Genomic DNA, 12,897 nt, shown 5'->3' with positions numbered 1-12,897 from the left:
GATCTATTATATAACAAATCCTTAACGCAAATTACAATAAATTCTTAATAAAATGTTAAAAAAATTATAAACGGTTTTAATTACTGCGAATTGGTGGATACATAAAAGTCTTATATTTACATTAATGAGTAAAGATTTTTCTTTTTTAAACGAGGATTTTGATGATCTGAGAGACTTGTTGCAGCAGTTTGAAAATCTGAGGGCGGGTAAATCTCACTCTTTTCTGGACGAGGACTCATTTGAGCAGATCATAGACTATTATGACGAGCAGGATGAAATGCCGATTGCATTGCAGGCCGCCGAAATAGCTATAGCACAGTTTCCCTATTCCTCCGCACTTCTTCTGAAAAAGGCCAACTTACTGATAGAAACCAAAAAGTACAAAGAAGCCCTTCATTTACTGGACAAAGCCGCTTTACTGGACCGCAACGATATCAATTTGTATATCCTGCAGACCGACGTATACCTGGCGCTGAACCAGCATCAAAAGGCTGCGGACGTACTGAATGAGCAGATTGAGCAGTTTGAGGGGGAAGACAAGACGGAATTGTTGCTGGAACTGGCAGACGTATATGATGACTGGGAGGAGTTCGAGAAAGTGTTCGACTGTCTGAAAATGGCGCTGGAACATGAACCCAACAATGAGGAAGCATTGCATAAGATCTGCTTCTGGACTGAGTTTACCGGCAGAAACGAAGAAAGTATCCGGTTACATACCTGGATCATAGACGAGCACCCGTTCAACCACCTGGCGTGGTTTAACCTGGGCACTGCCTACCAGGGGCTGAAGCTGTACGAAAAAGCGATAGACGCCTATCAGTACGCAGTGGCCATTGACGAGAAATTTGACTACGCCTATCGGAACATGGGCGATGCCTATATCCGTTTGCGTAAATATGCTGATGCGATCGAAGTATTGCAGAAGCACCTGGAAATCGCCAAACCGGAAGATGTGATCTACGAGGCCATCGGACATTGTTATGAGCGGCAGCGCAAGTACACCCAGGCCCGTTATTACTACCGGAAGGCTTCCCACCTGAGCCCCAACGACGATAAATTGTTTTACAAGATCGCCGTGGCCTATATGATGGAGGAAAACTGGGACAACGCCGTCAAATCATTGCTTAACGCATTGAAAATAAACAAACAGAGTGCAGAATACAATATGAGCCTCGGCGAATGTTACCTGCAGTTGGGCAAGGAAAAAGACGCGCTGCTTTATTTCGTGAACGCCGTGCGTATCCGTCCGAAGAGCGTGCAGCCCTGGCAGGAGCTGATAAAAGGCCTGTATGTATTTGGTTTTCTGGAAGAAGCGCTCGATCAACTGGCCGCTGCTGAAGAAAAAGCCGGCCGAAAACCGGTGTTTCAATATTACCGGGCCGCTATCCTGATAGCGCAGGGCAAGACCAAAGAAGGATTGCTGCACCTGGAAACCGCGCTGCAGCAGGCTCCCAAGGCCCTCAAAAAGCTGGTGGAGCTGGACCCCGCCATTTTACAACATGTGAGTGTGGTAGACCTGATCGCTCAATACCGCAAGAAACGTTAACCAATGTTATTTACTTTTAAAATAAAGTATAGTCTTCTTATTTTTGCGCCGGCTTTTTAAATTGTCATGGACATAAGCCATTGTATTTCCGGTTACTAAAATTGCAGCTACACTATCCCAACTTGCCCGGGTGAAAAATAGTATGTGTTTTACTGACCTATAAGAAGATAAAAATATTTCAAATGAATTTTAATCTGACACAAATCCCGGAAAGGACGAAGAAACCCCGCACCCATGGGCTCACCATGGTGATGGACAAGGGGCTTAGTTTGGAAGAAGCAAGAAATTTTTTATCGGCGTCGGGACCTCACGTGGACATCCTGAAACTCGGCTTTGGTACTGCGTTTGTCACGCCCAACCTGCGCGCGAAAATTGAGCTTTACCAGTCGGCCAATATTCCGGTATATTTTGGCGGTACTTTGTTTGAAGCATTTCTCATCCGTAACCAGTTTGATGAATACGTGAAGCTGGTGCAAGACTACGGTATCAATTACATGGAGGTGTCTGATGGTTCCATCATCATCCCGCATGCTGAAAAATGCGGCTACATCGAAAAACTGTCTAAAATCGGCCTGGTACTGAGTGAAGTGGGCTCCAAAGACGCGGAACATATTATTCCTCCTTATAAATGGATCGAATTAATGAGGGCGGAACTGTCTGCCGGCGCTACCTATGTGATCGCAGAAGCCCGCGAAAGCGGTAACGTAGGCATTTACCGCGGTACCGGTGAAGTACGCGAAGGCCTGGTACAGGAAATCCTGACCCAGATCCCCGCTGAAAAAATCATCTGGGAAGCACCTCAGAAAGCACAACAACTGTACTTCCTGGAGCTGGTAGGCTGCAATGCCAACCTCGGCAACCTGGCGCCCAACGAGGTGATCTCCCTCGAAGCGATGCGCGTAGGCCTGAGAGGCGATACCTTCCACCTGTTTCTTGACAAAGAATAATTCCGTAAAGGAATGATATATTAGAGACCTGATTATTTATGATGCAACAAAACATTCTAAATAATCAGGTCTCTTCTTTTTTAAAAAACAACACATGAAAACATACGGCCTTATTGGCTTTCCGCTCAGCCACTCTTTTTCCAAAGGTTTCTTTACCGAAAAATTTGAAAAAGAACACATTGCCGGACATCAGTATGAAACCTTCCCCATACCGGCTATCACCGGGTTCCCCGCGTTGCTGGCAGAACACCCGGACCTGTGCGGCCTGAACGTCACCATTCCCTATAAAGAACAGGTGATCCCTTATCTCGATGAACTCAGCGATGCCGCCGCTAACATCGGGGCTGTCAACTGCATCCGCTTTAAAGATGGCAAAAAGAAAGGCTTTAATACTGATGTGATCGGATTCCGCAATTCGCTGGAACCCCTGCTGCAACCGCACCATTCAAAAGCCCTCGTACTGGGCACCGGCGGCGCGGCCAAAGCAGTGATGTATGCATTGCAGGAAATGAACATTCCTTACATGGTGGCCAGTCGTACGCCCGGTAACGGAACAGTGGCCTATAGTTCGCTGGACCAGGCTATCATGGAGGCCCACACGCTGATCATCAACACTACGCCACTGGGCATGTACCCTAACGTAGACGCCTGTCCGGACATCCCCTATGAATTCATTACCTCCAGGCATCTGCTGTATGACCTGGTGTATAACCCTGCCGAGACGCTGTTCCTGCAAAAAGGCGCCGCACAGGGCGCGGCCATTAAAAACGGGCATGAGATGCTGATCCTGCAGGCAGAGGCTTCATGGGACATCTGGAACAAGTAGCCGTTACCGTAAGTAAATCATTATAAAAACAAAGAGCGAAGATCTCCGGCAGGACATCTTCGCTCTTTGTTTATTTGTTTGGTGCCGGTTACTCCGGCTTGATCATATAATACATACATGTCGTCACGAAATCGCGCACGTAGGGAATCGCTGCAACCGGCCTCCACTGCTCGCGGGCGCTGACATTGAACTTGTATTTGTAGATGGGATTGATCAGATAGAACCGGCGCTGTGTGATTTTATAGCCCTGGCGCTTTACGATCCGCTCAAACCGTTCGATGGAAATACCGGTGGATTTCACGTCCATCAGCTCCTGAACGATATCATTTTCTTCCCCGAACATCCGCAGTACGCCGCGGTAAACCGGTTTAGGCAGCAGGTGTATATAAGGCACCATGCTCAGGAATTTATTATGACAGATCTGCTGGTGACCACCGTGGGGCATATACCAGGGCGGAAAGCCGAAGTATACCTGTCCGCGTGGCGTGAGCAGTTGTTTGAGGTGACCGACAATTTTCTCCTGGTCCGGTATGTGTTCGATGGCATCTTTCAGGATGATCACATCGAAGGAGTTACGGAATTCTCCCAGAAAATCAACATCATAAATATTTTTGGCAATCAGCTTCAATTGCCCGGTAGTTTCATATTTCCCCAGAAAGCTTCTGGCCAGTTCTATCCTGGCCGGTGCCAGGTCTACTCCTACGCAATGGCAGCCTTTTTCCAGCAAAGGTGTGAGCACGCCGCCTTCACCGCAGCCCACTTCCATGACACGCAGGCCTTCCAGCTGCGGAAATTCCTGCTGGATAAACGGCACCACGTAATCGCGGGAGTTGTCTACCTGCTGCTGATAACGGAGCGTTGCATTCTTATGGTGTTCTAATGACATGATAGCAAAATTGCGTGAATTTATGCAAAAGCTTCAAGCTTTTAATAGTTATTGGTTATAATATTTTACTATATAACCAGTAGTGAGTCAGGATATGGTGCGCTAAACGTGATTTAGCTATCTTTGCGGGATGCAAACAACCGATAAGACGAAATACCAGGAAGGAGCTGTAATACTGGTTAATAAACCGCTGACATGGACTTCCTTTGATGTAGTACGCAAAATAAGAAATTTAACGAAAGCCAAAATAGGGCATGCCGGCACACTGGACCCGCTGGCTACCGGGCTGCTGATCTGCTGCACCGGTAAAATGACCAAAAAGATCAATGAATACCAGGCTCAGGAGAAAGAGTATACCGGCACTTTCACACTCGGCGCCACTACGCCCACTTTCGACATGGAGTCTGAACCGGAAAATTTCAAAGATATTGCCGGCATCGATGAGGCTGCCCTGAAAGCCGCCACTGCCGGTTTCTTAGGTGAAATCATGCAACTGCCGCCAATCCACTCTGCCATTAAACAAAACGGTAAACCTATTTATCTGCTGGCCAGAAAAGGAGTGGATGTGAAAGTGGAGCCCCGTAAGATCACTATCTCCGAATTTGAGATCACTAAAATAGAACTGCCTGTTGTGCATTTCCGCGTGGTATGCAGCACGGGCACGTATATACGCTCTCTGGCCAACGATTATGGTGCTGCTTTAGGCTGCGGCGCTTATCTGAGCAGTTTGTGCCGTACCCGCATCGGTGCTTTCAGGCTGGAAGAAGCCATCAATATGGAAGAGTTTATATCCGCCAACAGCGCGCCTAAAACGGATAACCAATAGCAATATTCCAGATAATATTGTTTCTGCGCCATCTGCCGTTTCCCAGGTCCCACTCACTGACGTACCAGCCGTTTTTGCTGTCGGTGTAATAAGGCACTTTCAGCGGTATGCCCCAGTCGAGGCGGATCAGGAAGAAAGAGAAATCCAGCCTGAGGCCGGCGCCGGTACCGATGGCCAGGTCATGATAGAGCTGGTCGAAGCGGAATTCGGAGCCAGGCCTTGTAAGGTCTTTCTTGATCATCCAGATGTTACCCATATCTAGGAAGGTGGCGCCTTTCAGATTAACGGTGCCGCCAAACATCCGTAGCAGGTCAAACCGGTATTCCACGTTGCCTTCCAGTTTCATATCGCCGGTTTGGTCGGGAAATATCTGGGCAGCGGAAGATGTGTCCTTGTAAGAGCCGGGCCCCAGTGTACGCAGCCGGAAAGCCCGGATGCTGTTGGGACCGCCGGAAGTGAACTGTCTTACATAAGGCAGTACGCTTGAAGAGCTGTAGGGAATGCCCACGCCTGCATATATCCTTGTCGCCAGCCCGCTATGAACGCCTAACCGCCAGTAGTGACGGTAGTCGGCCTCCATCTTCACAAAATTGGAAATATTTACTTTGGTAAGGGATTCAATATTGGATTTTTTACCGGTAGCCATGTCTACCAGGCTGTTGATACCATTCAGCCACAATCCTGACTCTTCGATGTTTGCCCTGAAATAGCTGTAGTGCCGTTGATGCAGCAGGTCATTATTGCTGTAGATAAAAGAAACACTCTCTCCGCCGATCAGCGCAGGTTCAAAACTACGCTTGAGGTAGGGGTTGGGGTCTACAGTGGTCGCCTTAAAATTTGGATCGAGGTTCACCCCTACATAGTTAAGCGTAAAAGGTTTCACGATCCAGCGTTTGTACAGGCTTTCGTTCCAGTCATATCCATAGGAGAGGTTGATGCTGGTAATATCGAATTTTTCGACTCGGGACAGGTAATTGGCGCCGAAAGTAAGGCGTGTTTTTACATTGGACCGCGCTGTCTGCCGGATATTGAACGGCAGTGCGAAGCGGGGCCAGGTGAAACTCATTTCCCCGCCAAACTCCCTGGACTGCAGCACCCAGCTGTCGGGCAGTCTTACCAGTTCAATGCCGGTATTAAGGCTCATGCTCAGCTGGGTAGCGCTTTTAGCGAGATTGATATGCCTGTAGTTGAGGCTCACGCCGGAACCTAACGTATAGTCGGAACTGTTGCTTAACTCGAAGTTGATGCCCAGCTCCTGTTTGCGGCGGGGCGTGAGAAAGAGATAGGCATCCAGCGCGTGTGCAGTATCCTTGTTTTCTTTGTATTGCAGGGTCACAAACTGCCATACGCCGAGGTCATACAGTTTGTTGACCGTATTATTATACTGCTGTAACGAGTATGTTTCTCCCGGTCTCAGCAGGATGGATTTGGACAGTGTTTTAGGTTTCAGGACATCCTGATGGGAACGGATGGTAATGTATTTGCGTTTATCTTCCTTCAGGGTGGAATCGTTGGGATTGCCATTGAGCGGGAAGTCCGGGTACGCGTATATTTTGCTGATGTGATAGCGTTGCCAGGTGGCGTTGGCCGAGTCTTCAGGGTTTTTGATCCTTACTTCCACGTCCATCGTGGGTTTTTCGCGGCCTTTGTTTTCCGCGAAGATGTTCACGAACCCTTCAAAGGGATTGAGGGAGTTGCGGAACAGTGCTTTATTGAGGGTATCAACTTCAAATTCGATGGCATCGCGGCCAAATTTGTAATAGCCGGCATCGCGGATAACGCGGGTAAGCCTTTCTCTCTCGGATGATAAAGTGGCCGACTTGTACGCGATGCCTTTTTTCAGGAGCGACAGATTTTGATTGGCCTGCACGATCGCGAGGAGATTGGAATCGGGCACTTCGTAGGTGATTTTATCCAGTACGAAGTTGCGGCCGGTATTCACAGCGTAGGTGACGCTGGTTTTGCGTCTTTTCTCGCTGGCGTCGGCTGTCACTGTGGCGTAGAAGAAGCCCTGGTTATGCAGGTAGCTGGTCATGCGGGCGATAGACTCCTTTGTTTTAGCGGAATCATAGACCACCGGGGCTTCCATGTTTCTTTTGGAGAGCACCATGTTCCAGAACCAGCTGGATTTTTTCTCGTTATACTTCTGATTGAACAGCCACACTTTAATGCGGGTGGTCAGCAGCTTTTTGTTGGGCTGCTGGGTCATCAGCGATTTAGAAGACAGGGAGCTGCGGATATCCTGTTTTTCTGAGTTGAGGATATCGCCTTTCACATCTACTGTACTGTTGATATATAAAGTCTGGTCCTGTTGCAGGTATTTGGTATTGGAACATGCGCCCAAAGCCAGTATTCCAACCAGTAGCAGCAAATATCTCAGCAAAGAAGTCCTTGAATTGGGTGGCGGCTGCATCACGGGCGAAAACGTTATAATATTTTAAATGGTAATACTGAACCCTACCTCCGGCAGCCTGTTTCTTGGCTGATTAAAAGAAATCGTGTAGGTTTGGCCTCATGTTGTCAAAGGCGCAAATTAAATATATTCAATCATTACAGCACAAAAAAAACCGTCAAAAATCCAGCCAGTATATTGCGGAAGGGGACAAGATCGTACAGGAGCTACTACAGGCGGGCATGCCAGTGAAAGCCGTATATGCCACCAGTGCATGGCTGCTTCAGCATAGCCAGCTCCTGGACCGTTTACCGGTGGATGCTGTAAAAGAGGTGGACCAGGCAGCCCTGAAACAACTATCGGCGCTTACTACGCCGAACAATGCCATGGCCCTGCTGGACATGCCACCGGCACAGGGAGAGGTCCCGCAGGAGGGTATGGTGGTACTGGCGCTTGAAGCCATCCAGGACCCCGGCAATATGGGCACGCTGATTCGTATAGCCGACTGGTTTGGTATCCGGCAAATCATTGTTTCCCCTGACTGTGTGGACGTTTACAATCCCAAAACCATCCAGGCCACCATGGGCAGTATTGCCCGGGTACAGGTGAAAGAGATGGACATCCGGACGCTGCTGGAAGAAAGTAAGCTGCCTTCCTACGCCGCTACCTTGCATGGAGAGGACATCACCCGCTTTACCACTCTCCGGGAAGGGATCATCCTGATCGGTAACGAAGGCCGTGGGCTGACCGAAGAGACCATTGCGCACGCTACCCATCGCATCACCATCCCGCGCCTTGGCGGCGCTGAGTCCCTGAACGCAGCCGTAGCCGCCGGCATTATCTGTGGCAGATTATTGATTTAACCGACTGAAATGTCCCGATATCTGTTTTTGTGTTTGTTGATACTGTGTTTCGCCTGCCAACGTCCCGCGCCGCGACAGATAACTCCTGCTTTTTACTACTGGAAACAAACATGGACCGGTAATGCCCGCGAGATGCAATACCTGCGTCAACTGCCGGCCAGGAGGCTCTACATAAAAATGTTCGATACCGATGTTGATCCCGGTACCGGAAAACCCGTACCGGTCGCCATATTACGGGAACAAGCACCCCTGCCGGACAGTATCGACATTGTACCGGTGGTGTTCATTGTAAATGAAGTGTGGGGCAAGCCGGATACTGCGCTTGCCGCCAATATTAACCGGCTGCTGGAGCAGCTGTGCCGGCACATTCCTGCTGCCCGTATCCCGGAAGTACAGATGGACTGCGACTGGACGCGCACTTCCCGGGATGCTTATTTTGCTTTTCTGCAGCAGCTGCGAAAGCTGTCTTTTTTTCGAGACCGGCAGCTGTCGGCCACTATCCGTATGCACCAGGTGAAATTTTTGATCAACAGCGGTGTGCCGCCGGTAGACAAAGGACTGCTGATGTGCTACAATATGGGTGATCTGCGGAAAGCAGGAGACCATAATTCCATCCTGGATGAAAACACCATGAAATCTTATATCGGTAGTGACAGGGTATCCGCTTATCCGGTACCTTTGGATGTTGCCCTGCCATTGTTTGACTGGTCGGTGTTATTCAGAGATGGTCGTTATGCGGGCATTCTTCGTAACATCGGAGCAGCCGAACTACGCGACACTGCACTGTTTGCGCCGTCAGGGAAATACGTCTACACCGTTCAGAAAGACAGCGTGGTAAATGGATACCTGTTAAAAGCCGGTAATGTGGTGCGCCGGGAAACGAGCGAGCCCGCCGTGCTGGAAGCCGTTTCCCGCATGGTAGCACAGCAGCGGCAGGACTATGACCCTGTTGTTATTTTTTATCATTTGGATTCAGTAACCCTTCATAATTATCCGTTGGATGAACTACAAAAAATTTATCGTTTTTTTCATTAGCTTTTGTGCCGTTTTTTTTGGCAATGTGATCTATACCCTGTCTTGTGGGGCAGAGGCAGATCCTTACGATTATTACATCTCCTTTTTTAATCCCTACCAATCAGGAAAAGGGTATGAGCCGTTTTACTATACCGGCATGAGCCCTTTTTATGAAGATGCCACCACGCCTTCAGAAACAGAAGTGAATGTGAGCGACTGGCAGCGGTTTACCGGCGATAAGGTAAAAACCGCTGATATCCGGGAGTACATCTACACCTATACCAAAGATGAGATGTCGGCGGTAGCTACGCGTAGTACTGCTTCCCTGCCTGACAGTGCGCGGAACAACACCTTTGTAAAGTTCCTGCAGGAAGACCGCAACCAGGATGCTGCGCGCTACCTGTTGTTTGCAAAAACATGTGAGCCGTCTGTCAGCCAGATCGATCCATGGACGCCGCCTACCCGTAACATGCCTACCATGGAGGCGTTGGGAAAAGAAGCTGCCGAACTGTATGAAAAAACCGGTAGTAAAGAGCTTCGCGAACGTTATGCTTTGCAGCAGGTAAGGCTGTTGCACTACAGTGGCCAGTATGAAGATGCCGTCACTACCTTCGATAAGCTGTTTAAGAAAGGCGGTTCTTCGCTGATGTATTACAAGGCACTGGCCCTGAAAGCAGGTGCTGTGCAACATATGGGCGATTCCATACAAGGGGCCTATCTGTTTTCCCGTGTCTTCGATAAGGCGCCTGCACTGCGTATCAGTTGTTATACCAGCATGAAATGGGGCAATGCGCCGGAAGAAGCAGTGTACCATCTTTGTAAAGACAACCGCGAAAAGGCCATGGTAGCGGCTATTTATGGTATGAGGAAAGAGGAGATCACATTGGAACCTTTGAAGAAAGTGTATGAATTTGATCCCACATCACCTGCGCTGATGGTTTTAGCGGGCCGTGAAATCAGTAAACTGGAATCCCGCTTTCTCGACAGGGCTGTTTCCTCTTCTACGGATTCCGTAACCATGGCGGGTATGGTGAACCTGTCACCCGAACTGAATACCATTGTCAATACCCAGATACGCCCGTTGATCGGCTGGATGAACAGCGTGATCGACAAAGGGAAAGTGAAAGACCTGGCCTTCTGGCAGGTGAATTCCGCCTACCTTTCCTATATGTGCCGTGACTATGATGTGGCAAGGGCACAGCTGGACAAAGTCAACAGCAAAGAACCCGAGATCCGTAATCAGTGGGAAGTGGTGAATTTGTTGATCAATATCAACCAGCATAAAACCATCGACAAAGAACTGGAAGAAAAATTACTGGGCACCTTTAAATGGCTGGACAGCCAGCTGGCGGCCGCACCGCGGCAGCGGGACTGGTGGGGCACCGGCCGGGACAGATATTTCGGCAAAACCTACCGCAACCTGCTGGGAGTCATATTAGCGCCTAAATACCATCAGCAGAAAGACTTTGCCAAAGAAGCGTTGATCCGTGGCCGTTGCGACAGCCTGAACGCATTTGATTATTTCCTCTCCGGCCAGTCAGCCACAGAACAGATCTGTGATGAGATGAACAGCGCACAGTTGTTGCAACTAAATAACTTCATGAAAGCTACCGGCAAAACCCCTTACGAGACTTACCTGACCGGCTTTTTCCCGAAAGAAGTGGATATGAATGCTGCCCTCGGCGAAAGTTACCTGCGCGTGCATGATTTCAAAACCGCACAACAATGGTTCAGAAAAGCCGGCAAGATGACCTCTTCTTACCTTGTGTTCAAAGAGCTGTTCCAGGATTTTGGTCCGGACGATGCACCTGAAAAAGCTTATCCCAAAGCCATTACACAGTTGCAGTTTTGCGACAAGATGTTAGCCTTGCAGGAGAAGATGAAAGTAGCGCCGGTAGACGCGAAGGTTTACTATGAATATGCGACAGGATTGTTTAATATCACTTATTACGGCAGAACATGGAACTTTGTAAGCCGCTACAGGCCATCTACCCGCTGGTATACTACTGAATGTGAAAAAGATCCTTTTGAGCGGCAGTATTTTGGTGCTTACGGAGCAGAGGGTTATTATCTGAAAGCAGCGCAGGCAGCCACTGATCCGGAATTCAGGGCTAAATGTTTCTTCATGGCGGCACGTTGTTATCAGAAACATGTGACGCCTTTGGAAGACAGCGATAAGTATTATGCAGCGTTGGTACGTAACCGTTACTTCCCCGTGTTACGGAACAACTATTCCCAGACACGCCTGTACCAGGAAGTATATGGGCAGTGCAGTTATTTGCGTGACTTCGTGAAGAGCGGAAGATAAAGTTATTTGAACTGGATCGCTTTTACCGGCGTGATTTTCCGGATAATGAGCGATGGAATCAGTAATACCAGCAGACAGATGGCGAGGGTGCCGAGATTGATCAGCACTATCTCCGGCCATCTGATATCGATAGCGGCCACCGACATGTAGTAAGACTCTTCCGGGAGTTTGAAGATGCCGGTGGCCTTTTGCATAAAGGCCAGTCCCAGTCCGAAGAAGTCGCCGATGAGGACGCCCATGAGGATGATGTAACCTGCCTGGAACACAAATACCTTTTGGATTTTCCAGTCACGCATGCCCAATGCCTTGAGGATGCCTACCATGTTGGTCCGTTCCAGTATCAGTATCAGGATAGCGGTGATCATGTTGATAACCGCCACGATGGTCATGATCACAATGATGATCAGTTCATTTTGGTTTTGTAACTGAAGCCAGTCAAAAATATTGGGATAGATATCGCGGATGGTGCGTGTAAAAAGTTGATCGGGCAGTGCGTTGTTATCGATGATGCGGGCGGTGGTGTCCATCTTATGATAGTCCTGGAGCATGATCTCGTAACCGCCTACCTGTGAGGGTTCCCAGTCGTTGAGCCGGCGTATGAGGTTCAGGTCACCGATAACATACGTCTTGTCATATTCTTCGATACCGGTTTTAAAGATGCCGGAAACCTGTAATTTGCGGGCGCGGGGCGGTAGTCCGCCGCCCTGGATGAAGTAGATGATGACTTTATCGTCTACCTTTAGCTGCAGTTCGTTCGCCATGTTGGTGGAAATCATAATTTCCGGTGCATAGCTGGTGTCATTAAAGCGGGGCGGCCGGCCGGTTTGCATGAACCGCTGCAGCTGCGGCCAGTCGTAGCTTTTGTCTATTCCTTTGAAGATGATGCCGTTGATTTCCTTTTCGGACTTGATGATGGCCGATTTGGTGGCGTAGGGATAGATGGTTTTTACGCCGGGCACTTTTTTAATACTGTCTATCAGGGAAGGCCTGGAGGTGAAGGGTATTTCTTCGGTCAATGGACCGGCGTTAGGCTGGTATTGATTAACGTGAAGGTGTCCCCAGAAGCTGAAAATCTTGTCCTGAATGACCTGCTGGAAACCATTGACGAGGGCCGTTGCCAGGATCATTACCGCCACGCTGACTGCGGTGGCAGCTACAGCGATGTTGATGATGAACTTCGAAAAAGAGGAGGCTTTGTTAAAGGCGATCCTTCTGGCAATAAAAGCAGATAATTCCATTGAACTGATTTCGATTAAAGCAAATGTAGCAAATCAAAAATCAAATCTCTA

General features: G+C 48.9%; 10 protein-coding genes. 7 read left to right on the top strand and 3 right to left on the bottom strand.

The window, feature by feature from the left end:
- Positions 1 to 124 precede the first annotated feature (124 nt).
- The 3 genes from ACTJJS_RS22315 (at position 125) to ACTJJS_RS22305 (ending at position 3,319) form a co-directional block, all read left to right on the top strand.
- The gene (locus ACTJJS_RS22315; RefSeq protein WP_440665302.1) at positions 125 to 1,546 is read left to right on the top strand and encodes a tetratricopeptide repeat protein; all 1,422 of its coding nucleotides are present in this window, start codon (positions 125 to 127) and stop codon (positions 1,544 to 1,546) included.
- Positions 1,547 to 1,728: 182 nt separating this feature from the next.
- Positions 1,729 to 2,493, top strand: a complete 765-nt coding sequence (locus tag ACTJJS_RS22310) for a phosphosulfolactate synthase (protein ID WP_168871790.1) — start codon at positions 1,729 to 1,731, stop codon at positions 2,491 to 2,493.
- Positions 2,494 to 2,587: 94 nt separating this feature from the next.
- Positions 2,588 to 3,319, top strand: a complete 732-nt coding sequence (locus ACTJJS_RS22305; protein ID WP_440665301.1) for a shikimate dehydrogenase family protein — start codon at positions 2,588 to 2,590, stop codon at positions 3,317 to 3,319.
- Between the two features lie 88 nt (positions 3,320 to 3,407).
- Here the strand turns inward: ACTJJS_RS22305 and ACTJJS_RS22300 are convergent, their stop codons facing one another.
- Positions 3,408 to 4,205, bottom strand: coding sequence for a class I SAM-dependent methyltransferase (locus ACTJJS_RS22300; protein ID WP_440665300.1), 798 nt, complete (start codon positions 4,203 to 4,205; stop codon positions 3,408 to 3,410).
- A gap of 130 nt (positions 4,206 to 4,335) precedes the next feature.
- On the opposite strand from ACTJJS_RS22300, the gene truB reads away from it, so the two are divergent.
- Positions 4,336 to 5,031: a tRNA pseudouridine(55) synthase TruB gene (gene truB, locus ACTJJS_RS22295; protein ID WP_440665299.1), complete on the top strand. Its 696-nt coding sequence runs from the start codon at positions 4,336 to 4,338 to the stop codon at positions 5,029 to 5,031.
- Here the strand turns inward: truB and tamL are convergent.
- Positions 5,012 to 7,414 carry a translocation and assembly module lipoprotein TamL gene (tamL, locus tag ACTJJS_RS22290; RefSeq protein WP_440665298.1) on the bottom strand — a complete coding sequence of 801 codons (2,403 nt, stop codon included), beginning with the start codon at positions 7,412 to 7,414 and terminating at the stop codon, positions 5,012 to 5,014. The genes truB and tamL overlap by 20 nt on opposite strands.
- Positions 7,415 to 7,545: 131 nt before the next feature.
- Between tamL and ACTJJS_RS22285 the strand changes: the two genes are divergently transcribed.
- From ACTJJS_RS22285 to ACTJJS_RS22275, 3 genes are read left to right on the top strand one after another with little or no spacing between them, the layout of a single operon-like run.
- Positions 7,546 to 8,286 carry a TrmH family RNA methyltransferase gene (locus tag ACTJJS_RS22285; protein ID WP_440665297.1) on the top strand — a complete coding sequence of 247 codons (741 nt, stop codon included), beginning with the start codon at positions 7,546 to 7,548 and terminating at the stop codon, positions 8,284 to 8,286.
- Positions 8,287 to 8,295: 9 nt separating this feature from the next.
- The gene (locus ACTJJS_RS22280; RefSeq protein ID WP_168871796.1) at positions 8,296 to 9,321 is read left to right on the top strand and encodes a hypothetical protein; all 1,026 of its coding nucleotides are present in this window, start codon (positions 8,296 to 8,298) and stop codon (positions 9,319 to 9,321) included.
- Positions 9,287 to 11,608 carry a hypothetical protein gene (locus tag ACTJJS_RS22275; RefSeq protein ID WP_440665296.1) on the top strand — a complete coding sequence of 774 codons (2,322 nt, stop codon included), beginning with the start codon at positions 9,287 to 9,289 and terminating at the stop codon, positions 11,606 to 11,608. The genes ACTJJS_RS22280 and ACTJJS_RS22275 overlap by 35 nt, the downstream gene beginning before the upstream one ends.
- Positions 11,609 to 11,610: 2 nt before the next feature.
- On the opposite strand, the gene ACTJJS_RS22270 is transcribed toward ACTJJS_RS22275, so the two are convergent.
- Complete coding sequence (locus ACTJJS_RS22270; protein ID WP_440665295.1) at positions 11,611 to 12,846, bottom strand: ABC transporter permease; 1,236 nt, start codon at positions 12,844 to 12,846, stop codon at positions 11,611 to 11,613.
- Between the last annotated feature and the right edge of the window lie 51 nt (positions 12,847 to 12,897).

The sequence above is a fragment of the Chitinophaga sp. 22308 genome (assembly GCF_052045305.1).
GTDB classification, from domain to species: Bacteria; Bacteroidota; Bacteroidia; order Chitinophagales; family Chitinophagaceae; genus Chitinophaga; species Chitinophaga varians_A.
The sequence above is the reverse complement of the archived record's forward strand: the minus strand, read 5'-3'. Positions and strand labels throughout refer to the sequence as shown.

What these genes read in the sequence shown, in the direction of transcription:
- ACTJJS_RS22300 (WP_440665300.1), bottom strand. Translation starts at nt 4,205, where the DNA reads ATGTCATTAGAACACCATAAGAATGCAACGCTCCGTTATCAGCAGCAG.
- ACTJJS_RS22270 (WP_440665295.1), bottom strand. Translation starts at nt 12,846, where the DNA reads ATGGAATTATCTGCTTTTATTGCCAGAAGGATCGCCTTTAACAAAGCC.
- ACTJJS_RS22310 (WP_168871790.1), top strand. Translation starts at nt 1,729, where the DNA reads ATGAATTTTAATCTGACACAAATCCCGGAAAGGACGAAGAAACCCCGC.
- ACTJJS_RS22280 (WP_168871796.1), top strand. Translation starts at nt 8,296, where the DNA reads ATGTCCCGATATCTGTTTTTGTGTTTGTTGATACTGTGTTTCGCCTGC.
- ACTJJS_RS22315 (WP_440665302.1), top strand. Translation starts at nt 125, where the DNA reads ATGAGTAAAGATTTTTCTTTTTTAAACGAGGATTTTGATGATCTGAGA.
- ACTJJS_RS22275 (WP_440665296.1), top strand. Translation starts at nt 9,287, where the DNA reads ATGAACTACAAAAAATTTATCGTTTTTTTCATTAGCTTTTGTGCCGTT.
- ACTJJS_RS22305 (WP_440665301.1), top strand. Translation starts at nt 2,588, where the DNA reads ATGAAAACATACGGCCTTATTGGCTTTCCGCTCAGCCACTCTTTTTCC.
- ACTJJS_RS22285 (WP_440665297.1), top strand. Translation starts at nt 7,546, where the DNA reads ATGTTGTCAAAGGCGCAAATTAAATATATTCAATCATTACAGCACAAA.
- truB (WP_440665299.1), top strand. Translation starts at nt 4,336, where the DNA reads ATGCAAACAACCGATAAGACGAAATACCAGGAAGGAGCTGTAATACTG.